The 21,780-nt window shown below is 53.1% G+C and carries 17 protein-coding genes; 14 read left to right on the forward strand and 3 right to left on the reverse strand.

Annotated features, from left to right (window positions below; translation table 11 throughout):
- Window positions 1–5 precede the first annotated feature (5 nt).
- The 7 genes from HXW73_RS14705 to HXW73_RS14735 all read left to right on the forward strand — a co-directional run bounded on the left by HXW73_RS14705 (window position 6) and on the right by HXW73_RS14735 (window position 8,360).
- The gene (locus HXW73_RS14705; RefSeq protein ID WP_186253789.1) at window positions 6–341 is read left to right on the forward strand and encodes a hypothetical protein; all 336 of its coding nucleotides are present in this window, start codon (window positions 6–8) and stop codon (window positions 339–341) included.
- Window positions 342–439: 98 nt separating this feature from the next.
- Complete coding sequence (locus tag HXW73_RS14710) at window positions 440–1,876, forward strand: IS1182 family transposase (protein ID WP_186253790.1); 1,437 nt, start codon at window positions 440–442, stop codon at window positions 1,874–1,876.
- 376 nt (window positions 1,877–2,252) lie between these two features.
- Window positions 2,253–3,266, forward strand: a complete 1,014-nt coding sequence (locus tag HXW73_RS14715; protein ID WP_186253791.1) for a hypothetical protein — start codon at window positions 2,253–2,255, stop codon at window positions 3,264–3,266.
- Window positions 3,267–3,481: 215 nt separating this feature from the next.
- Window positions 3,482–5,755 carry a hypothetical protein gene (locus HXW73_RS14720; protein ID WP_186253792.1) on the forward strand — a complete coding sequence of 758 codons (2,274 nt, stop codon included), beginning with the start codon at window positions 3,482–3,484 and terminating at the stop codon, window positions 5,753–5,755.
- A 496-nt stretch (window positions 5,756–6,251) separates the two neighbouring features.
- A complete protein-coding gene (locus HXW73_RS17795; protein WP_222105010.1) occupies window positions 6,252–6,719 on the forward strand; it encodes a hypothetical protein in 468 nt (155 codons plus the stop codon).
- 28 nt (window positions 6,720–6,747) lie between these two features.
- Window positions 6,748–7,707, forward strand: coding sequence for a hypothetical protein (locus HXW73_RS14730; protein WP_186253793.1), 960 nt, complete (start codon window positions 6,748–6,750; stop codon window positions 7,705–7,707).
- Window positions 7,695–8,360 (forward strand): hypothetical protein, encoded by a 666-nt coding sequence (locus tag HXW73_RS14735; protein WP_186253794.1) that lies wholly within the window; start codon window positions 7,695–7,697, stop codon window positions 8,358–8,360. Before HXW73_RS14730 ends, HXW73_RS14735 begins: the two co-directional genes overlap by 13 nt.
- 92 nt (window positions 8,361–8,452) lie before the next feature.
- On the opposite strand, the gene HXW73_RS14740 is transcribed toward HXW73_RS14735, so the two are convergent.
- On the reverse strand, window positions 8,453–11,068 hold the full coding sequence (locus HXW73_RS14740) for an AAA family ATPase (RefSeq protein ID WP_186253795.1): 2,616 nt from the start codon (window positions 11,066–11,068) through the stop codon (window positions 8,453–8,455).
- Between the two features lie 925 nt (window positions 11,069–11,993).
- On the opposite strand from HXW73_RS14740, the gene tnpA reads away from it, so the two are divergent.
- The 4 genes from tnpA (at window position 11,994) to HXW73_RS14765 (ending at window position 15,998) form a co-directional block, all read left to right on the forward strand.
- A complete protein-coding gene (gene tnpA / locus HXW73_RS14750; RefSeq protein WP_186252813.1) occupies window positions 11,994–12,362 on the forward strand; it encodes an IS66-like element accessory protein TnpA in 369 nt (122 codons plus the stop codon).
- Window positions 12,359–12,694, forward strand: a complete 336-nt coding sequence (gene tnpB, locus HXW73_RS14755; RefSeq protein ID WP_186252812.1) for an IS66 family insertion sequence element accessory protein TnpB — start codon at window positions 12,359–12,361, stop codon at window positions 12,692–12,694. The genes tnpA and tnpB overlap by 4 nt, the downstream gene beginning before the upstream one ends.
- Window positions 12,695–12,787: 93 nt before the next feature.
- Entirely contained in the window at window positions 12,788–14,338 is a 1,551-nt protein-coding gene (gene tnpC, locus HXW73_RS14760) for an IS66 family transposase (protein WP_186255920.1), read from the forward strand.
- A 512-nt stretch (window positions 14,339–14,850) separates the two neighbouring features.
- Window positions 14,851–15,998 (forward strand): IS3 family transposase gene (locus HXW73_RS14765; RefSeq protein WP_186252975.1). Its coding sequence is split into 2 segments (ribosomal slippage): window positions 14,851–15,091 and window positions 15,091–15,998, totalling 1,149 coding nucleotides; the frame shifts between segments, so codons are not numbered across the junction.
- Window positions 15,999–16,130: 132 nt separating this feature from the next.
- Here the strand turns inward: HXW73_RS14765 and HXW73_RS14770 are convergent.
- On the reverse strand, window positions 16,131–18,917 hold the full coding sequence (locus tag HXW73_RS14770; RefSeq protein ID WP_186253796.1) for a tetratricopeptide repeat protein: 2,787 nt from the start codon (window positions 18,915–18,917) through the stop codon (window positions 16,131–16,133).
- Between the two features lie 305 nt (window positions 18,918–19,222).
- Here HXW73_RS14770 and HXW73_RS14775 point away from each other — a divergent pair, with 305 nt between their 5' ends.
- Entirely contained in the window at window positions 19,223–19,468 is a 246-nt protein-coding gene (locus tag HXW73_RS14775; protein ID WP_186256075.1) for a hypothetical protein, read from the forward strand.
- Here the strand turns inward: HXW73_RS14775 and HXW73_RS14780 are convergent.
- Entirely contained in the window at window positions 19,461–19,670 is a 210-nt protein-coding gene (locus HXW73_RS14780) for a helix-turn-helix domain-containing protein (RefSeq protein ID WP_186253797.1), read from the reverse strand. The two genes, HXW73_RS14775 and HXW73_RS14780, sit on opposite strands and share 8 nt — an antisense overlap.
- A 101-nt stretch (window positions 19,671–19,771) precedes the next feature.
- Between HXW73_RS14780 and HXW73_RS14785 the strand changes: the two genes are divergently transcribed.
- Window positions 19,772–20,386 (forward strand): hypothetical protein, encoded by a 615-nt coding sequence (locus HXW73_RS14785; protein ID WP_186253798.1) that lies wholly within the window; start codon window positions 19,772–19,774, stop codon window positions 20,384–20,386.
- Entirely contained in the window at window positions 20,383–21,765 is a 1,383-nt protein-coding gene (locus HXW73_RS14790) for a DEAD/DEAH box helicase (RefSeq protein ID WP_186253799.1), read from the forward strand. The genes HXW73_RS14785 and HXW73_RS14790 overlap by 4 nt, the downstream gene beginning before the upstream one ends.
- Window positions 21,766–21,780: the final 15 nt, after the last annotated feature.

A 21,780-nucleotide genomic window follows, 5' to 3' on the forward strand; every position in this document is an offset into this window, starting at 1 on the left:
AAAAGATGAAGGTTATTGAAAAAGTGGCCGTTGATGCTGTGACTGATGTGGTATGCGATGTATGTCTAACCTCAGCCCGCGTAGCGGATGAGGCGCTTGAATTTTCCACGCTTCAAGCGCACTGGGGCTATGGCACCCAACACGACGGTGATCGGTACGAACTACACCTCTGTGAAAGCTGTTTTTTTAGTACTTTAGCGTTCTTAAAACAGGAGCGGCGTGTGCAAAACTTATTCGGTGAAGATGCCTGTGCTGATGTAGTTAAAGCGGATGGCAACTTGGGTCTAGTAGCGACTGATGACTATTTCCGAGATCACAATGGTAAACCTAATGATAGATAGCTGCGACATGAGTAGTTACAAAGGGGCAGCTGACGAACGAGGCTGTGTGAAAACGTAGTGGCCGCTATACTTTGCCAAGGTTCCCAGAGGAAATGGTGATGAAGCGATTCGTGGTAGGCGAGGCCAGAGACCAAAGCACGCTATTTCCTACGCTTTTGGACGACTTCATCGCCGAAGATAACTCGGTCCGTGCCATTGAAGCATTTGTTGAAGGTCTCGACCTTAAAGAGATGGGCTTCAAAGGTGTTGATCCGCACTCCACCGGGAGACCGGCTTATCATCCGTCTATTCTTTTGAAGCTCTACATCTATGGTTATCTCAATCGTATTCAATCAAGTCGCCGATTAGAGCGAGAGACCCAGCGCAATGTCGAGCTAATGTGGCTGACCGAGCGCCTTACGCCGGATTTCAAGACTATAGCGGACTTCCGAAAGGACAACGGTGAGGCCATCCGCCGTGTCTGTCGAGAGTTCATCGTACTTTGTCGCCGGTTGGAACTGTTCTCCCAAGGCATCGTGGCCATCGATGGCAGTAAGTTCAAAGCCGTCAACAACCGCAACCGCAATTTCACAGCGACCAAGATGAAGCGTCGCCTTGAGCAGATCGAAGAAAGTTTCAATCGGTACCTTGGTCAGCTTGATGCAGCCGATCGAGATGAGCCTGCTTTGGCCGAGGCCAAGACAGCGCATCTGAAGGAAAAAATCACGAAGCTACGGGAAGAAACTGCACGGTTACACGCAGTTGAAGAAGAGAGACTGAAGTCTCCCGATCAGCAAGTATCCCTGACGGATCCGGATGCCAGGGCGATGGCTACCAGCGGCAGAGGTACCGGAAATGTGGGTTATAACGTGCAAACTGCGGTCGATAGCCAGCACCATTTGATTGTGGCCCACGAGGTGACCAACATCGGCCATGACCGGGGGCAGCTCTTTAACATGGCCCAGCAAGCGCGGGAGGCCACTGGCAGCAAGGAGCTGAAGGTCGTGGCTGACAGAGGCTACTTCAAGGGCGACGAAATCCTGGCCTGCCATAAGGAAGGGATAATTACCTACCTCCCCAAGCCGCTGACATCGCCAAGCCAGGCAAAGGGCTGTTTTCCAAGAGGCGCATTTCGATACCTCCCTGAAAGCAATGAATATTCCTGCCCAGCTGGACAGCGACTGATATGGCGTTATGAAACGATAGAAAAAGGGATGAAGCTGCATGCTTACTGGAGCTCGGCATGTGCAAGCTGCGATATGAAAGAAAAATGCACGACTGGCAAGCAGAGGCGGATCAAGCGTTGGGAACACGAAGATGTGCTTGAAGCCGCGCAGTCACGTCTCGATTGGAGTCCAGAGATGATGCGACTGAGGCGACAAACGGTAGAGCATCCATTCGGCACGCTGAAGGCTTGGATGGGGGCGACACACTTCACGACAAAGCGGCTCAGAAATGTGAGCACGGAAATGAGCCTTCATGTGTTGGCATACAATCTGAAGCGTGTCATAAAGATCTTGGGAGTCAATGGGTTGATGAGGGCTGCGAGGGCGTAACAGCCCTTTTTTTCTGTATTCTAGGGTCGTGATCGCGAATGCAGTTGGTTTCTGATGATTCCATAATTTCCACATATCACAACAGCAGCGGTCGGCAATTATCGAAGCATTGGCTCAGCTGGGGCTAACGGGCAGCTGAAGGAAAAGATTCTTGCGCCAGGCCAGATTTTTTCTGTTTTCACACGGCCAGGAACCATTGCTGTCTTTAGAACGCCAATGATTAACAACCGCTTTAAAGCAAGTTGCCGATAATTTTTCCTTGGTGAAACGATAATCTGCCAAGGGGCAAGCAGCCCTTTAACAAGGAAAAACAAATGTAGGTTCAACTATAAATTTGCTTCAAAGCCCAACTCTTGAGAACAGAGAAAACATCATTGTGGCAGAATCGACCGACAAGACAGAAACTAACCAAGCACCGACCACTGCACCTGAACAGTTTGGAATTACCGCCCAGGGAGCGTTTGCCAGCGAAGACGAAGCGCGCATGCTCGCAACCATGATTGGTCAAGTAGTTCGTCAGTTTAGCCGTGTGTTCAATCTATCCCAGCTGGACGGGGTGACGGTTGCCGAGAATTATGCACAAGCACTGATTGAGCTAGATCGCGGCTACGTGAGCAGTCACACACTCAAACCATCAGAGGGGTCTGTCGTCGGCGTCGCGATGACGCCCTCAGTGCTTCGAGAGGGCATGCTGAAAAGCCATATCGTCTTTAATGCCCAGTTCCTTTGGCCGCTTCTGGATGACCACCATCCTGATTTCCAGTTAGCGATACATATCGTTGCCCACGAGTGTGCACACGTCGAGGTTACCGGCACGTATGAGGTAGCCTTTCCAGGGGTACTTTTGCGTAAACGCTTCACTGACATTCGTGACAAGGTACGCAGCGATGTGATCCTAGCCTGCTGGGATGAGTATGCAGCCACGCGTCTCAGCGCTGGGTTCGGTGAAGACCCTACAGAAGGGTATGAAGAATCGCTGATCACACACATGGGTAGTGCTCGTCAGGAAGCTAACGAAGCAATCAAGGCTTACCGCTTACACTCTGACTTGGAAAAGGTTTACTGCGAGGTTTATCGAGCCTACGGTAACCTGTTGAAATTCGCTGCATACTATCTTGGTAACTTGGCCGGTCACGGCGAAGAAATGTCGCTAAGGCCGAAATTTGAAGCAACAGTTGCTGGTCATTGGTTTGAAGCGTACTTCCACCGGTTGGACGAAGCCTGTAACGCAATCGCTGCCCAGTACGGTGCGTGGAGTGATCATAGCCTATTTGAGGTCATTGGGGACATCGTGGACGACATGGTAGCTAAAGGTGGGGTGCTTTGTTCCCAACTTCAGGACGGAAGCCTGTACATAGATATACCACTCACTCCTGAGACAATGCCCTGACGCTGTTACACGCGTTATTTCATTGGGAGAGGGTTGTGAGTGTCGTATCTTGATTAAAGAAAATTTAAATTCATTGAATCGATTCAAGGCATTTTTTTCGTGGCCTTGGGGTAATTCGAGGCAAAAGCCTTTGTTAAATATTAAGATGTGAAAGCCCATTAACTTTTCAAAAAATCTATTTTCAGGCCTCAGTCTAGGGGGAAATGACTAACAAAATGACCATGACTAAGGTACGCGCTTGGCTAAAGAACGTTTACGTAACGAATGCTTTTCGCTTGTTCCAGATTCCCCTCCTATTTAACCATTGGCACCAGAGACATGAATTGAAGATAGTAACGATGGTTCTGCTGGTCGCCATGCTTTTAAGCGGAATCGCATTGCCTTTTCTGCAAGGCATAGTTGGAGGATATTTCAATGATGAGGTGAGATTGGCCACGCTAAGAAGTCTCTTTGTAGGCTCTGGATCGGCGCTGATTGGTGCCGCAACTATCGCGTTCTCGCTCGTAGTGTTCGCCATGCAGATCAATGTCGAGCGCATGCCGCATGGACTGTTCAGTCAGCTAAGTTCTGACAGTAGGTTGCTGGGCTCATTTCTAGGATCGTTCCTTACTGCTCTAGCTATCGCGGGGATGGCATTGATCCCAGACGGAAACTGGGCTGTACCAGCGATCATTACAGCGATTTGGGGAATCGCCGTGATTTTGCTGCTGTTTCTTTATGCATACCGGCGCGCTCTCCAGCTTATCAATCCGATCCAGCAACTCTCCATCATGTCGATGTTGGTTCAGCGGGACTTGCGGAGATGGAATAGACTGGCAGACAAAGCCGTCATGCTTCTGAGGGAATCACCAAAGCCCGGCTCTTTTGAAGATGACACAGAGCTTCATTTCAACGTTCATAAAGCCGATTTTTATCAGGTAAATGCCCTCTGGACCAAATCCGCTGAACAAGCGATACATTACGCCATTTCTTACGCTAAGCGTTTTGCGGAACAGGGCGACTACGAAGTCACTGATTATGCGTTTGAGCGCATCATGTTGATTAATGCCACATATTGCGCGGCGAAACACGGTACCTTCGTCGGTAGTAACCCCCTCTTCGAGACGTCTGGAACCACCGATAACTTCATTAACACCGCGCTAGAACAACTCCGGCAGACTATGCAAACCTCTTTGACGAAGGGTGACGAACGGTTAGCTGAGAGTACGTTGCGTGCGATTGGGGGGCTCTATGGCGTGTATCTTAAGATTGAGTATCCGGGGCATAATCAAAGTAAACACCATGCGCTACTTGCGTCGGGTTACTTAGCATCTGCTGTCGAGTCCATTATTCCGCACGATAAGCCCGACCTAATGATGGAGGGTACCCGGCTGATGGGCCGTGCGTCCAGACTTGCGCTTGACCATACCAATCCGACCGACATTGTCAGCGCGGTGCAGAAGATTGCCAATCTTTCCTATGTCGGTGTACTCAATACAAGCCATCAACCCGTCACGCTCACCTCTTTAGAGCAGCTTGCGGACATCACCTACGATTTACTGGAAAAAGGGAAGTACGATATCGGCTTCACTGTTCGCCAACTGCGTTCGGCCGTGGCCGAGGCGGCGAAACTGTTTCTGGAAACACCTGAAACGCAGCTAGGTTCTATGCACCGCAATACGCTCGGACCGTACTTTTCGAGCACTAGCGTTTCTTCACTCCGAGGAAGGCTCACATCATTGGTCAACCAGTTGTTGGAAGCGCCCGCTGACAATGCTCGTGCTGGCGAGATTATCCTCAATATCGAAAATTGGGCTGACCAGATGTATGACCCGCAAAAAGAACTTCTCCTTCTTGCAGTGCAGAAGCGTTCCTCCTTTACTTTCGATGTCATCGACTGGGCTGTGGGGGTCTCCGAAATATTGAACGCACTATCCAATGCCCCTGCCTGTTCGCAACATCTGAAGGACAAACTCAGAAGACATGCCGTATGGCTTATTTCGACGCTGTCGTGGCTACCGGACGATAGAGATGCGGTGATTTTTGTCGAGCAATACTCTCTCACTGAGAATCTTTTCGAAGCGGCCTGGGAGGGACAACAGCGGAACTGCCCAGAATTTTATGAAAGCTGTAAGCGACTCTTGATGGTTTGGGCGAACAAAGGCGGAAGACACGAAACCGTCTGGGGAATTTTTGAAAGAGCTATCATGGGACTGATCGCCCTAACGATCAGCGAAGGAACCCCGGTTACTGCAACAGCACTGAAGACACAATTCCGCGAGATGCTGTCCAGCGAAGGAGCACCATCACCGGAATTACGGGGCCGCACCGCGGCCAATCTGATCAGAAGTGCCAACCAGTTTCGGCATCTTGGTGCTATGCATTCTCGAATCGAGTACGTACTTGCACAACTCGATCAAACTGCAGTTAGCTCTCTGGTACACGAGATGGCAGAAATTCTTGCGACCGATACTTCAGAGCAACCACCGTCCAATAACGGCGATCCTTAGTAGTAAGGTCTGTGTCAACATGTACTTTCACATGATCGATTTAGAAATCTTTGCCAGTGCTGATAGTGAGGTAATATCAGAAGACGAACCAATAGTCGTCGGTGACCACTGGCAGAATTAGCCAAGAGCATTCTGACGCCTAAGAACATGGAGCTAGGATTGATGCTTGCTATCGCAGGCGTTAGATTCAACAGTGAAAGATTAATGTCTCCATGTATGGATATCTATGGGGACAGGTTCACTTACTCTTGGCTAAAATGCATGGACATCCAAGCCCTATGGCTCTTTCACAGCTCGACTCAGCTGCACATACTTTGGATATAACAATGCTTTGTCTCTGAAACTGGAGTGTTGTTCCTTGAACGCTCTGGTCAAAAGCTACGTTGCTGAGCTATCGCAATAGTATGGGGCGCGCCCCCGAACATCATGTTTTCATTAATTTAACGCAAAGTAGCATTAAGCCCATTTCGAACGATTAATCTTAAGGACTGGCTTCATGGACAAAACAATCAACATGGAAGCTCGAAATAATCGCAGCGGAAAAAATATTTCCCCTTTTCTAGCTAGGACTGGAAAAACCCGTACTGGTGAAGATCAGCTTCCTGGCTATTACTGCAATGAGCAGCAAATGTGGGTGGTCGAAACGGAGCAAGGCGTACTGCCCATTATAAACAATCAAGCACTTTCGCAACTGATGACCAAGACACGAGTGCATAATGAAGAGGATGACGACAACTACCTTGCGCTTGAGCTGATAACCAAGACTCATCAGCAGCTCGAAAGTGACGACGACACCAGACCAACGGGATGCAACAACCTCCTGCAGCTAGTCACCAAGACAGATACAGTTCACGAAGTCGATGACAACTATTCCGCGAGTCAACTGCTGGAGCTAGTTACCAAAACCAAGGTAGAGCAGGAAACAGATGACGATGGTTTCCGGCTCCATGGATTTGATTGCTGATCCGTACAGATAGAGTTAAGGAAAACGCATGCTTTTGTTAGTCACAAATCGCCGCGACATCACGATCGACTATGTAGTAGCTGAGCTCAAGCGCCGGCAGACGCCTTTCTTCCGCTTGAATACTGAAGATTTGGCTTTGACTCGCTGCACAATGGCCATTTATCCGAGAAGCGCATGGTCCTTATCTTTCGAAGGGCGAATACTGCAGGGCGCTGATGTGCGCGCGGCATACTTTCGACGTCCCGCACCACCTGCTAGTCCCTCCTCCATTTCGGATAAAGGTGAAAGGGAGTACGTGGATGCAGAATGGGGAGCCTTTCTTAAGAGCTTGTATGCTCGCCTGGATGGCCTTTGGCTGAATTCACCGATGGATATTTTCGCTGCTGAGGACAAACCACGGCAGTTGATGCTTGCGACAGAGATTGGTTTCAACGTGCCTCATGCCCAGATCACGAACGATATCGCCTCGGTTCGAGAAATTGTTACGGCTGGACCCGCGATCGGAAAGCCGCTTCGGCAGGCTTTGATCAGCGGAGACAATGAGAGGGTAATTTTTACCACCCGACTGGAAACTCTTCGCGACAGCGACGAAGAAGCTATTGCCTTGGCACCGCTCATTGCCCAGACCGAAATCAAAAAACAGTATGACGTTCGAGTTACGGTCGTAGGCAGCCAGGTGTTTTCAACCGCGATCAAATCTCAGGAACACGAAGAAACCACTGTGGATTGGCGCCAGGGTAGCCGGCCCGATCTCAAGCATGAATGCATTGAACTTCCAAGCGAGGTCGAGGAACAGTGCTTGGCAATGATGAAGCGCTTGAATCTACGTTATGGAGCGATTGACCTAATCTGCGATCAACTGGGCAAACTGTGGTTTCTTGAGATCAACCCGAATGGCCAATGGGCCTGGATTGAAAATCTCACCGGCTACCCCATTGCCGCCGCGATAGTTGATGAACTAGAGGAAATCGCCCAGTGCCAAAGCTAATCCCACAATGGTTGTGGCCTAGCCTTACACTTTCATCGCAGCCCCCTGCTGACTCACCTCAGCACCAATGGCTTCAAAATCAAAGGGACAAGGTTAACCAAGGATCCTGGTCAGCACAAAGTGATGTTGCTCTGGAGGAAGCCCGCAGGCTCTTTGACGCGGAACAAGAACGACGTCGTGGGGCAGATTCCAAAGCCGGACTTTATCTCGCGGCGATTACAGCGCTGATGCCGATTCTGGCAACTATCCTCCCTAGCCTCTGGGGTGAGAACATCAGTAAAACATTGGCAGGCACCCTGCTGGTGATATTCATTTGCGCGCTAATTTACCTTATGCGTGCAGGTTTTTGGGCGTTGCAGACCATCAAGACCTCTGCCACAGCACAGTTAGGAGCAGGCGATATCGCAGACAGCTTCAGCTCCAATAAGCCTGAAGAGCAACTTGTGAAACAACTGCTGAGAGCAGTCATATACAACTACAACGGCACAAACCAAAAGATCAGCTGCATAAAAATGACGCATGAGTACCTGCTGAGATCTTTCTTTTGCTTCGTTGTCTTTCTTGCAGTCCGAGCGGTTTGGCCGGTAGCAGCCTGGACATTCATTCACATTCATAACGAAATTGTCATACCGCTGATGAGCTGTCTCCAATAGGATGGCGGTAGGTCAGGCTCGAATTACCTCACTCCCCAATCCAGCTTAAGTATTTGATCCATCGCCTAGGGTGAATCACCGATTGATGATGGTCAGTTTCTGCGCCTGCTAATTCCTTGGAACAGTGCATTCACCGCCTCAATGTCCTGTAGCAGTTCAGCTGGCTGAGTCACCGCACGCTGCTGGCCCGCGGCGTGGGAATGCGCCCGGACATTTCGGCAGCACTTATCGTGCAGGCGTTGAACCTCACGGTATTCCTCATCCTGCACAATCATCACTCCGTTTAGTCGGCCGACCGAAATGTTGTCCCGGAACCTCACAACGGTCTTATTGAGAATGGTGTCCTCAATTCCGACCTCGATCGTCACTCTAAGGTCGTCATAGGAGTTGCGGATCGTAAGTCGTTCTTCATCCCCTGGAGGGTTGTTAAAATTGGCGGCTATCCGTTGGTGATCGGCGCGATGTTGATTGATGCGCTCGCGATGTCGCCGCATGTCGTAGGGCAATCCCGCGTCGATGTAGCCGGGGCCGTCGGCGCGATAGCTGATCGACTTTATACTGGGTTCAGGACCTGCATCACCGCAAAGGGTGGTCAGTTCCCCAAAGAACACCGCGTCATGAGTGAATACGATAACTTGCCGACTAGAAGATTCCTCGACGATTCTTCGTGCCACAGCAGTTCGGTGATTGTGATCGAGGCTCGATACCGGATCGTCGAAAACAATCCCTGAAGAGGATCCCGATTGGTCGAGTTCCGCAAAGAAGTACGCGAGCGCACACATGCGCTGCTCGGCTTCGCTGAGCACTAGGTGCGGGTCGAGCCGGCTACCGGAAAGGCGAATACCGAGACGTACTGATCCCGCGTTGCCGGTTGAACTGACCTCGGCTCGAATATGGTAAAGGTCAAGCTTCCTTAGTTCATTATTCATTCTGCCTGCCAGTGCCTCACTGATGTAAGTCTTGGCAAGTTGGCCTGCAAATAAGGTAATCGGGCGCGTGTCCCCGATATCCTCAAGGCACCTTTGAAGCTTCAGCTTGCGGCCTAGATTACCGACCACCAGAGCAATACTGTCGATGTGCTCCGATAGCAGGCGCCGCGCGTCCAATTCTTTCAGGCGAAGTCGCTTCGCCGCTAGGGCTGTTGCATTGAGGTTTGCGCGCAAGGCGGTCGCCTCGGCACGCAAGTTGTCCGCGATCAGGCGCATCGAAGCGGCTGGGTTGGTGCCACGGTATCTTGGTCTATCCTGCCAATCCCCGTTCACAATCGCGGTTCTGAGCCACTCAAGGCGGGTGAGCAAGTCTTCCTGGAAGGTTCTAATATCATCCGGCAGAGTCTCAATGCGACCGCGCAAGCTGTCGGCCATGACCGGAGAGAGGGTAAACGTGACTGTTACCTGTCCAGCGTCGCGCACGTGCTTTTGCCAAGCATTGCGTGCAGCTTGAGCAGCTTCAGACGTCGTATCCCGTACATAGCGATCAAAGCGCTGCATACGGTCCTTTGCCTCTGGCTTCAACTCCTGCTGGCAAAGCACGCATTGCGCACCTCCGCTGGTGACCGGGAAGGCTTGTTCCGGATACGCTGTACCGGTCGAATACTTGCGCGCGGCGTTGAACAGAAGCGCCCAAGGGCCCTGCCCCGTACCGGGAAGCAGTTGAGTGGTATCTTCGGCTTGCAGAAGGGCCGAAGCAGCCCGCTCGGCTTCTTCGGCGTCCTGCAATCTTCGATGCGCCGACTGCACGGTATCGATCGCTGCGTCTGACACGACGCTAGCGGCGTTGCCTATGGCATTGACCAACTCGTCGACTCTGGTAGCGGTGTTGTCCAGCAGTGTCGCCTTGGCTGTGGGATCCGCTTCGCTGATTTCCTGAGGCAAGCGAGCAAGCTCTGCTTGCTCCTCTACGGTAAGTTCGGCAAGTGCGTGCGCCCGAGCCAGATTCGTTGTGGCGTTGATCGGATGCACTGCTCTGCCAGCATCGGTATCGGCGGGAATGACGTTGAACGGCGTCACATCCACTGTGAGTCCAGTGACCTCCGCCTGAAGCCGAGGACTCAACGCCTGACTGAGGCCGTTTGCTAGTTGCTGAAGATGGGTAAGGGCCGCAGGCTGGAAGGTGGCTGCTTCCCGCGACTGAAGATAGTGGCGAGCGCAGTCGTCGTCGAAGACGCGAATTCCACGGAGTTCATGCCGCGAGACTTGGCCGCGTTGACCGCTCCAGGGTGCCTGATCTGGAGTGCCGTTAAGCTCGAAGTCGATGGTGGCGCTCGGTGTGAGCTGCGAAAAGTTAGGGTCGTAGGCATTGGCATGAACGGTGCCCGGGCTCCTGGCGCGGCAAGCCTGTTTCAATACTCGTGCATAGCCGGACTTGCCAGTGCCATTTCCACCATAAGCGATGGTGAGCCCCTGCGGCTGAAACTCTAAGGTCTGGTTGTTCGGAATTTTTCCAACATTGACCAGCGTATGCAGGGACGTGAGCACTACTGCCGCATCTTGGGTCGCCTCGGCAGGAAAATGATCTCTATCGAACGGGATCGGTTGAGGCGCAGGGGCTAGCGCGCTGTCGAGTCCTTGGTGTTGTTTAGCAAGATCGAGAATTTCGCTAAGATCGGCATCGTCCCATTCTCCTTGAACGCACAAACGCCGCAATGCGTCCTGACGCCATGGCGGTAGCCTATTCGCCCACGCCAGTAATTCCTCATAAATCGCCATGTTCCCGCCTCCGAATTCCCTAGGAACCGATCATCCCGTCTAGTGTGGTGTAAGGCGAACTACCGCTGCTGGACGCAAGATAGTTGCAAAAAGTGACTGCAGGGATACTGTATCGATTGAGTTTTATGCGTCATTGAGCCAGCCCGTAGGCGTTTCTATTCTGTCGCGCTCATAACCACTGCGAAACCACATTACGATGCCACTGTGATCTCCACAGGAGCACGTTTAGGCAGTCTGGTGTCGCGGGCATGTGGCTAGTTACTGGATTATGGATGGAGCAAATTGAGTATTCGGCATGACCGATTTTGGTCGATAACGACGGCCCGGCATCGGCCGTCGTTTGTCCATATAAAACTTCTGTCTGTTCTGCCTTTTCCAAAGCATCATCTACTTCAATCCCAAGATATCTGACGGTGCTTTCCAGCTTCGTGTGTTCCAGGAGCAGTTGCACTGCCCTTAATTTTTTCGTGCGACGATATATCAGCGAAGCTTTTGTTCTACGCATCGTATGCGTGCCATACATTGACGCATCTAGCCCTATTTCGGTGACCTAGGCTTTCACTATACGGGCATACTAGCGCGTTAAAAGATGCTTTGCGCTATTGATTCGGCTGGGAAACAAGAAGTCTTCGCTCCGGTGCTGAGCAAGCTGTATCCAGTCGATATAGCGAAGCGAGTTTGCTCGGTAATTTCGAACTGGACAAGTCGGTGTATCTTTTGCTGCATCACAATGGCTCGTGGAGATATGCACGCACCACGGGCTATATTCCGTACTCGTAAATTGACGAGGTCGCAGTCCCGTAATTTGCATCGATAGCTAAATTAAAAAGGGCAAGATCTCTGTATCCGGCCGGTGAACACATCTTCCGCTGAGCTCCGACTTCGATGACGGTGGTGTCCACCTATTCCTTAGTGGACACCTATCATGAGTGAGTTAAGCGTATTGGAAGCACCTCGAAAGCGTCGCCGATTTACAGCCGAGTTCAAGGCCAGCGTCGTCGAAGCGTGCCAACAACCCGGTGCCTCAGTGGCCGGCATCGCTTTGGAGCATGCCTTGAACGCCAATCTGGTGCACAAGTGGATTCGTGAGGCTCGTCGCATGGTGACGGTAAGTGCCCCCCCGGCATTTGTCCCGGTGCCGATGACAAGCACCACAACACTGACGTCGACCCCGCATCAGGAAGCCGAGCCTATTCGCCTTTCACTGCCTAGCCCCAAAGGCACCGTGACCATCGAATGGCCGCTGTCCGATGCGCAGGGGTGTCGGGCGCTACTTCGGGATCTGCTGTCATGATTCGTATCGACGAGATCTGGCTGGCCACCGAGCCACTGGACATGCGCGCCGGTCCCGACACGGCCCTGGCCAGGGTAGTGAAGGTGTTCGGCACCGCGCGGCCGAACTGCGCCTACCTGTTCGCCAATCGCCGTGGTAACCGCATGAAAGTGTTGATCCACGATGGCCTCGGCATCTGGCTGTGCGCCCGGCGTCTAAACCAAGGCAAGTTTCATTGGGCCGGTAACTGGCACGGCAATAGCGTCAAGCTCTCTCCCGAACAGCTGACCGTGCTGGTACAAGGTCTGCCCTGGCAACGCATTGGGGCCGACGGCGTAATCTCGGTGGTCTAAGGCGCACTTGCCACGAACGGCACAAAACACCGTGGTGGGGTATTCGATGATATGCCAATCCCCCTTTCCTCCGGCCGCTGGCATACTTACCCGATGAACGCGCCATCCGACCTCTCTCAGCTCTCCCCCGATCAGCTTCGCCACCTGGCGGCATCGCTGATGTCGCAGGTCGAGCAGCAGGGACAGGCTTTGGCGCAGAGCCAGAAAACGCTGCACCACACCGAGCAGGTCAACCAGAAGCTGGCCTATGAACTGGCACTGCTCAAGCGTCATGCCTTCGGCAAACGCAGCGAACAGCTCAACGTCCTTCAAATCAGTCTTCTGGACGAGGTGGTGGATGCCGACATCGCGGCCATCGAGACCGAGTTGGAAGACCTGGCCACCCCCGACACGCCGCCAGCGACCAAGAAGACGCCTAAGCGCGCCCCTTTGCCCCCTGAGTTGCCGCGCACCGAGATCCATCATGATCCGGAGAGCGAGCTCTGTAACTGTGGCTGTCAACGGCGGCGGATTGGCGAGGAGGTCAGCGAGAAACTCGATTACACCCCGGGCGTGTTCCACGTCGAACGCCATATCCGCAGCAAATGGGTCTGTGACCAGTGCGAAACACTGGTCCAGGCGCCGATGCCAGCACAGATCATCGACAAGGGCATCCCCACCGCCGGCCTGCTGGCTCAGGTGCTGATCGCCAAATATGCCGATCATCTGCCGCTCTATCGCCAGGAGCAGATCTTTGGCCGCGCCGGCGTACCGATTCCGCGCTCCACTCTGGCGGAGTGGGTCGGCATCTGCGGCGTACGGCTTCAGCCTCTGATCGATGCTTTACGCGACCTGCTGCTCAATGAGCCGGTACTGCATGCCGACGAGACCCCGGTGCCGATGTTGGCTCCGGGGAAGAAGAAAACCCACCGAGCCTACCTCTGGGCCTATGCCACCACGCCCTATGCGGAGTTGAAGGCGGTCGTCTACGACTTCAGCGAGGGGCGCGGCGGTCAGCATGCTCGCGACTTCCTTGGCGACTGGCGAGGCAAGCTGATCTGCGACGACTATAGCGGCTACAAGCAGAGCTTTGCCAAGGGCGTGACCGAGATCGGCTGCATGGCTCACGCACGACGCAAGTTCGTCGACTTGCACGTGGCCGACAAGAGCCAAATCGCCGGGCAGGCCATCGCGCTAATCGGCCAGCTCTACCAGGTGGAGCGCGAGGCACAATCACTCACCGTGGAAGAGCGTCAACGACTGCGGGAGACGCGAGCCAGGCCCATTACTGACGCGCTGTACCGCTGGATGTTGGCTCATCGCGAGAAGGTCCCGAACGGCTCGGCGACGGCCAAGGCATTAGATTACAGCTTGAGGCGTTGGGGGGCGCTAACGCGCTACCTCGACGACGGTGGGCTACCCATTGACAATAATCGGGTGGAAAACCTGATCCGCCCTTGGGCGCTCGGCCGTTCCAACTGGCTATTCGCCGGGTCACTGCGCAGCGGCCAGCGCGCGGCTAATATCATGAGCCTGATCCAGAGCGCCAAGCTCAATGGCCATGATCCTTACGCCTACCTCCGAGACGTTCTGGAGCGGCTGCCGACCCACAAGGCCAGCCAACTCCACGAACTCCTACCGCAAAACTGGCAAAAACCCGCCTGATCACACGCCAGCGGTGATTGGCGGACGCTTACAGATCTCTTGCCTTTTTTGCAAGTTGTGGTTGAACACGGATGGCCCAGATATCTCTAAGACGTAAAGGTGCCTTCTGCCCAACCAACTTACCTTTATTCCAAGGTGTAAATGAGATTTCACTCGAAACGTTCATGGCATGATCCTCCATCGGGTGGAGGTCAAAGAATGGATCAATCCGTGCAAGTCATATGCTAAGGTTAATTTAAGGTCGCGGCTAGACCCAAAGCGAACCGATGCCATGGCTAAGACCACCCTGAGGCTGGCCCATCACGATTCACACAAGCCCACTGAATCCGATGGGGAGGCCTAGGGTGGATCTGAAGTTGGATCTTCCATAAAGGCAGTGCGTGTTCGGTGCCATCAAGAAGCTGAAGTCCATTTGCTGCTACTGGCACTAATCTTGAAGGCTCAACTGATCCGCCCCACTGATTCTGGACACCGCGTTAAGCGAGTACAATCCGCTTATGAGGTGATCCACGATGAGCAAACAAAAGCGCACCCGTTATTCCGATGAGTTCAAGGCCGAAGCGCTGAAACTCGCAGAAAGAACCAGCGTTGCCAGCGCCGCCCGAGAACTAGGTATCCATGAATCGCAAATCTATGGTTGGCGCTCGACAGCGAAAAAGAAGGCCAATGTCTCCGAGCGCGAGTCTGAACTGGCTGCCGAGAACGCCCGGCTGAAGCGCCAAATAGCCGAGCGTGAAGAGGAGCTGGCCATATTAAAAAAGGCGGCGACCTACTTCGCCAAGAACCAAAAGTGAAGCGTTACAGCTTCATGCTTGAGAACAGTCACAGGTTTTCCGTGATCCGGATGGCGTCTGTGCTCGGGGTCTCGCGAAGTGGGTATTACACATGGCAGAAAACTCGGTTTCAGCCCAGTCAACTGGAACAAGCCAGGGAAAGGCTTGATCGCCGCGTGAAAGAGGCGTTCGGCCAGAGCAAGCGGCGCGATGGAGCCCGACGCATCCAGGCCACGCTGGCGGACGATGGCCACTCTTATGATGTCAAAACGATTGGCGCCAGTATGCGGCGCCAATCGTTGGTGCCGAAGGCCGCCCGCAAATTCGTCGTCACCACAGACAGCGACCACAGCTTGCCCGTGGCGCCCAACTTACTAGAGCAGGACTTTGAGACGACCGCACCGAACCAGAAGTGGGCCGGTGACATCACGTACCTGATGAGCTCTGAAGGCTGGCTGTATCTGGCCGTCATCATTGACCTCTATTCGCGCTCTGTCATCGGCTGGTCCATGAATACCAGGATGACCGCAGACCTGGTCTGCGATGCGTTGGAAATGGCGCTGTGGCGACGTAATTTCCCCACAGGGGTGATTTGCCACAGTGATCAGGGAAGCCAGTACTGTTCCCGCGCCTACCGAGACCGGCTGCGAACGCATCAGTTGCGTCAAAGTATGAGCCGTAAAGGGAACTGCTGGGACAACGCCTGCGTGGAAAGCTTCTTCCATTCAATGAAAGTGGAAGCAATCCACTGGGAACCGATAATGAACCAGGAGCTGCTTCGCCAGCATGTGTTCGAATACATTGAAGTTGATTACAACCGCCGACGACGTCACAGTGCTTTGGGTTACGTAAGTCCCATGGACTACGAGCTCAAAAACAGTGCTTAACCAAGTGTCCGTTTTTAGCGGGGCAGATCAAACTGCAACTAGGTCAAAACAAGCACCCGATTCGCGTCCCGCCAGCCAGGTTGTATAAGCCAAGAGAGCGCACGTGAAAGAGAAGGACCGTACTCGCTAGCCCTAATCTTCGGCTTCCAGCGAAGCGAGGCGATCCTTCAGCTCTCGCTGAAACTTACCTCCACTGCAATGCGCGAGTGCCAGACGCATCTGGTCAACAGCGGCCTTGGTATCCCCGTCAGCGCTTAGGCATCGGCTCATCATGTCAAAATACGCGGCGAGGTTCCTCGCCGCGCGCGAATCAGCTTGTGCCCCTGCGATGGCGTCCGTAGCAGTTGAAAGGGCTTCGGGCATTCCCAGTGCCAATTCGGCCTCCGCGCGTCGGTACAGCAGCCAATGATCAAGCTTATCGTTAGCCACCTCATTAATGACTTCCAGCGCTCGGTTTGGATGTCCTGCAACGGTGAAAATTTTTGCGATGCCGCGGCGGGTAAACCCATTCGGGTTGCCGTCTGCTAGAAGCGCATCGGCGTACACGAGGCTCAAGCCAGACAACCTTCTGGCTAACCCTTCGTCACCAGAACGCAGCGCGTTCTGCGACACATTCGCGAGGGTTTCACCGACGCTGAGTAGGTGACTCTTACCGATCGACTCGGGAGAGACTTCGAACATCTCTCCCGCCGCGCTGACCAACTTAAAGCTAACATCTGGGTGCTCGTAGCCGAACTTAGAGGTGAAGGCGTAAAACGCGTCATAGAACTGGTCCAGGCCTTCGAGTGCAGCTTGGCTGATAATCCAGCTAAGGGATCTGACGCTTAGTTCGTCACTATTGAGCTGGGCGACGACGCTAGGATAGGAGCGCAAGTTACTTAACACAGCCATTGCCACGCGAAGCGGCACAGCAGTGGGGCTCTTGATCATTTGGCTAAGCAGCTGGTGCAGCGCACTCTCCCCCGCCTGCCTTGCCGCCTCACTAGCGCCGTACTGGGTGCCCAAGTGAACAATCTGGCCGAGAGCTGCGTGCCAATCGGGTTCGATTTCGAGCAGTTTTTGGAACGTTTCCAGCGCCTTATCAATTTCACCACAGCGGCGATAGGCCTTGCCCAGATGGTGCAGAAATTCTGCCTGGATTCTGCCTTCGGAGTCTTTTAAGGCAGCGTGGTATTCATCTACGCAGGCCGTGTAGTAGGCTGATCGCTCTCCCTGCGGCAAGCTGTAGGCGTATTGCTCGCGCGCATCGATGCTGGACATGACCGCCGCAAGACTGTCGTTGGAAACGAGCGGGCGCTCTGCGTACGCACCAAAGATATCGTGCTTGACGTCCTCCAGTTGTAGCAGCGCGTAGGCGAGCCAATCTGGCTCTCGGCATCCGCGCCGAGCATGTTCATCCTGCAGCGCTTTGCGAGAGAGGTGGATCTGCCGCAGGGCCGACGGGGTCATTTCCCCTTTGAGTCTGCCTAAGTAGCGTTCGACCTCAAGGACGAGGTCTTCCGCCCCGTCGTGCATCCGCGCCGCACGGACGACAAGTTCATGGACGAGCAGGACACCAGGGGCGCCCGCGGGCGACAGGACGGCAAGCTTCTGGAGCTCTTGCTTCGGCAGGTGACCCACAAGATGGGCGATGAACTCAGCGTCGTGCATCGCTAGCCCGGTGTTAGCAATCCGCTGCAACGCTTTGCGTGGAGCCTCCGATAGCCTGCCCAAGATGCGACTCAGTATCGAGATGCCGTCGTCGCCGCTAAGCACGTCGGGCGTTGCAAGTACCTCTTCATAGAACTCGTGGCGTGGGACGCGCTCAGATTCAATGACGCTACGGGCCGTAGCTAGAATAACGGGCAGAAAACTGCATGCGGCGACGAAATTTCCGCTCGCTCCAGTGGGATCCATTGGATCCTCGCCCAGAATGCGTAGTGCAACCTCCCGCGATACCTGCGGAATGGGCACATGCGATCGAGCCCCCGGAACGGCGACCTGCGAAGTCACGATGACAACACCACCCTTATCGAACCCCGGCTGCAGCTCAGCGAATACGGAGGGGTCGATAGCATGGTCGATGCGGTCCACCACTAGAATGGTCTTAACCGCATTGAAGTTGCCCACGACGTTGAGAGGGCGCCCTCCCCGCTTTCGTGTGACCGCAGACAGTGGAGTATCGGGGTGCCAGTCGCCGCCCGCGAGCCAGACATGATTGTCGTAATTGGCCGCTTCTCTGTGAACGAAGTCGATGGCAACTTGGGTTTTGCCGGAACCGCTCAAACCGTGAAGGACAGCAACGGATTGACCACCCGCAAACTGCTCACGCAAAGCCTTCAGGGCAGCTTCGTTAGATTGGTGGTTCGCGCACTGGGCCGGCAAGCGACCAAAATACTCGAAGTGGTCGAGGGCCTCATCGAACTCTGGTAGGAATTGCCTGAAAAAAGTGGCGGCGTTGGGCCGCTCGATGGACAGGTCGTAGATGATCTTGGCGAGTTCACGCGCATCGAGGACGACCAACGCCTCATCCAAATCGTTAGCCGAGGCCGTGCGATTGAATAGGGCCCGGAAAGACGGCTGCTCCTCCTCGGTGGACATGAGGTAGATTTTGGTCGCTCCGGTCGGCGGATGGTGAGCCTTGGCGCTTTTGATATCCTTCTCGATCTTAGCAAAGACCGGAGCTGCAGCTGTGCCTGAGTTCTGGAAATATCCCTTCTCGGTGCTGTACTGGGCGATGACCATCGAATCATCCGAGAACGAATCGACGGTGTACCCAGCGAATTTGTAGTCCTTGTTGATACCGTGATGGACGAGCCGCCTGTTCTCCAAGAGTTCGACGAGTCCGTGCCCCATGAGCTCAAGGCTCGTTGCATCCAAGGCACCGATCTCGTCGATCAGCCGCTTGATGATTCGCTGCTTGATGGATTCTAGTGACATTGGTGACCTCAACTCCCGGGTATGCACTGGTTAATCTTACTTCAGTGCGGTTGCGATGCACGCTCCCTTAAACTGGGGACAAGCATCAATGGCTAACGCTGTTCGACGCATACCCTGACAAAGCTATGATCCCCTTTTGGCCGAATAAGGAATGTTAGGTATATGCTGATGGTAATTATTCAACAGATTGCTATCAAATGTGGTTATTACGCAACGACTGAGTCTTAACTCTTCGCTGTTTGCCACCAGATAGAAGAGGAGAGAAAAAATGCAACGTTACTACGCGAATGTGAATACAGACGTGAATGGAAATCACGAAGTCCATACGACTGGATGTTCGCATCCCCCAGCCGAACACAATCGTGCGCCTTTGGGTATCCATTCTTCCTGCGGCCCGGCGACAGCGGCTGCAAGAACGAAGTTTGGCGGAAAAGTTGATGGATGCAAATGGTGCTGCCCAGCATGTCATCGAGGCCGTTGATCGCATGGGAAGACTGATCGTTCGCTTCTGGCCGGTTTGTGCCCTTACCTTCACCGAAAGGTTTAAGTAGGTAAAAGAGAGGCTGGCTCACATTGGAGTACGGCGGCAATCTCATATAACTTTTCCACGGTGATATTAACTTCTCCTCGTTCGACTCTTCCTATGTAACTGCGGTCGATACCAGCAGCTAAGGCAAAAGCGTCTTGTGAGTACCCCTTCTCCCTTCTTTTTTCCCTGATGTTTCTTCCCAGCATTGCCGCTAGCTCACCCATATCCGCCCCATTTCCTTTTGGCGGGACTATCCTTCGTTGCGGCCTACCTATCCACGGACTATAATCCGCATTTCGTTTTTACCTCTCCTACGGTGATGGTCATGTCTGGCACCCCTCCTTTGATTGAGGAGCGCATTTTCGAGCTCCTTTTAGAAACTGAAGACGCTCAATTCACTATTCGCAGCCTTCGTGACCAATACGCACAGCGTTATGGCATAGCCGCAGAGCACCGCGCTGATCTGCGGCGTTTCATCTATGAAAGAATTAGAAAGCTAATCACCGCTGGCTTGGTGGAGAAAGACCGTGAAAAGCTTAAACGCGATCAGCTCTATTTTGTTTTGCCATCAATAAGAGAAGCAGGCTTGTGTCTGGAAGGAGAAAGTTTTGAATCATGGCACCGGCGGCTAGTGACTCCAGCACCCAGGGAGACGACAAGCACAACCGTAACTTCAAAGGAAGAAGGCAGCTGTGCCCAGAGCAACACTGCTAGAAAGGCGGTGAGCCAACTCGCCTTAGAGAAAGAGTTAAAAGAAACGCAAAGTGAATTCCTTTCTACACTGGGCGAAGTCGAGGCGTACCGTGAGCTTATGGATGAATATCCGGATCTCAAGCCAAGTATCGTTGTTGATCATCATGACGCTTATGACCGGAGCGCACGCTTAATTGGCCGAGTGCGTGCTCTAGAGAAATCGCTGCATCGGCTGGGGGGCACATGAGCACGAGGCTGCGAAGATGGCAAGCAGAGTGCTTAGAGCGAGCAAAGATTCACTACTTAGATCATGCCGACTTTTTCGTGCAAGCCACCCCTGCAAGCGGCAAAACCCGCCTGGCGGCTGAAATAACACGATGGCTCCTTGAAGAAGGACATATTGATTTTGTTATTTGCTTTGCGCCAACGAGAGAAGTTGTGGCTGGCATACAGCGTACCTTTGCCGTCGTATTGAATCAGCGGTTTGGCGATACGCTTGCGTCGGTAGGAGCTGCCTATACCTACCAATCTATGGAATATCACCCTGAGGATTTTTGGACGTTATTCACAGAATATCGCACATTGACCATTTTCGATGAGATGCATCATTGCGCAGGCCATGATCCGCTTCTCAGCAACACGTGGGGCCAGCAAATAATTCAGCGTATCCAAAATGCTGCCACTTACACGTTAGCACTTTCGGGGACACCTTGGCGTTCGGATGACTTACCTATCGCATTAGCTCGCTACAGCGATCCAGAAGGAAAGCTAATCTGCGATTACCGTTATGACCTTAAAACTGCCATTCAAGACGGTGTATGTCGCTCACCACGAATTACGCTCATCGATAACCCACTGATCCGCTTGACCGAAGAAAACGAAAGTACAGCATCGGTAAGAGCGTTTTCCTCATTTCAACAGTTGCTCAGTGAGTCGCCAATCAACTACGAAGACCTGTTGCGACACGACGACATCCTGAATGCTGTGCTAGATCTAGGCATCGACCGACTTAACCAAGAACGGAACAGCGTGCCTAATGCTGGCGGTCTAGTCGTTGCTACTGACATTGAACACGCCCATCAAATCGCTGAGCTTTTGCGTCATAAGGGTGAAAGTTATGTTGTGGTGACTAGCCAAACACCGAAGGCTCATAAGCTGATTGACCAATATCGATATAACAGTACACGCTGGATTGTCGCAGTGAGCATGATTTCCGAAGGGACTGATATCCAACGGTTATGCGTTTGTGCGTACCTGAGCAGGATTCGAACGGAGCTGCATTACCGGCAAGTATTAGGGCGCATTCTACGCAAAATGGGCAACTCAGACGTCGCAGCATGGCTCTATGTAATCGCCGAGCCACTGCTGCGTAAATATTCTCAGCGAATAGCTGAGGATTTGCCAGAAGATCAGGCAATACTTCAAACCCAAAAGCTGAAAATGCAGTTGGAGCAAGCGCGTACAAATCAAATAAAGAACCGCACTGAGGAGGGCGAGTCAGCTGCAGATAATCGCCAACCGTTGTCTGCAGAAAACATTAACGAGCGGATGCTGTCTCTTGAACCTCCATTGCTAACACTAAGCTTCTCGGAATATTACCGCCAGCATCTTTTGTCTCTTATATAAGCTCTGCTTCTGCAA

This window comes from Halomonas sp. SH5A2 (genome assembly GCF_014263395.1).
GTDB lineage: Bacteria > Pseudomonadota > Gammaproteobacteria > Pseudomonadales > Halomonadaceae > Vreelandella.

What these genes read in the sequence shown, in the direction of transcription:
- HXW73_RS14785 (WP_186253798.1), top strand. Translation starts at nt 19,772, where the DNA reads ATGTCTGGCACCCCTCCTTTGATTGAGGAGCGCATTTTCGAGCTCCTT.
- HXW73_RS14710 (WP_186253790.1), top strand. Translation starts at nt 440, where the DNA reads ATGAAGCGATTCGTGGTAGGCGAGGCCAGAGACCAAAGCACGCTATTT.
- HXW73_RS14775 (WP_186256075.1), top strand. Translation starts at nt 19,223, where the DNA reads ATGGAAATCACGAAGTCCATACGACTGGATGTTCGCATCCCCCAGCCG.
- HXW73_RS14740 (WP_186253795.1), bottom strand. Translation starts at nt 11,068, where the DNA reads ATGGCGATTTATGAGGAATTACTGGCGTGGGCGAATAGGCTACCGCCA.
- HXW73_RS14720 (WP_186253792.1), top strand. Translation starts at nt 3,482, where the DNA reads ATGACCATGACTAAGGTACGCGCTTGGCTAAAGAACGTTTACGTAACG.
- tnpB (WP_186252812.1), top strand. Translation starts at nt 12,359, where the DNA reads ATGATTCGTATCGACGAGATCTGGCTGGCCACCGAGCCACTGGACATG.
- HXW73_RS14790 (WP_186253799.1), top strand. Translation starts at nt 20,383, where the DNA reads ATGAGCACGAGGCTGCGAAGATGGCAAGCAGAGTGCTTAGAGCGAGCA.
- HXW73_RS14730 (WP_186253793.1), top strand. Translation starts at nt 6,748, where the DNA reads ATGCTTTTGTTAGTCACAAATCGCCGCGACATCACGATCGACTATGTA.
- tnpC (WP_186255920.1), top strand. Translation starts at nt 12,788, where the DNA reads ATGAACGCGCCATCCGACCTCTCTCAGCTCTCCCCCGATCAGCTTCGC.
- HXW73_RS14705 (WP_186253789.1), top strand. Translation starts at nt 6, where the DNA reads ATGAAGGTTATTGAAAAAGTGGCCGTTGATGCTGTGACTGATGTGGTA.
- HXW73_RS14780 (WP_186253797.1), bottom strand. Translation starts at nt 19,670, where the DNA reads ATGGGTGAGCTAGCGGCAATGCTGGGAAGAAACATCAGGGAAAAAAGA.
- HXW73_RS14770 (WP_186253796.1), bottom strand. Translation starts at nt 18,917, where the DNA reads ATGTCACTAGAATCCATCAAGCAGCGAATCATCAAGCGGCTGATCGAC.
- HXW73_RS17795 (WP_222105010.1), top strand. Translation starts at nt 6,252, where the DNA reads ATGGACAAAACAATCAACATGGAAGCTCGAAATAATCGCAGCGGAAAA.
- tnpA (WP_186252813.1), top strand. Translation starts at nt 11,994, where the DNA reads ATGAGTGAGTTAAGCGTATTGGAAGCACCTCGAAAGCGTCGCCGATTT.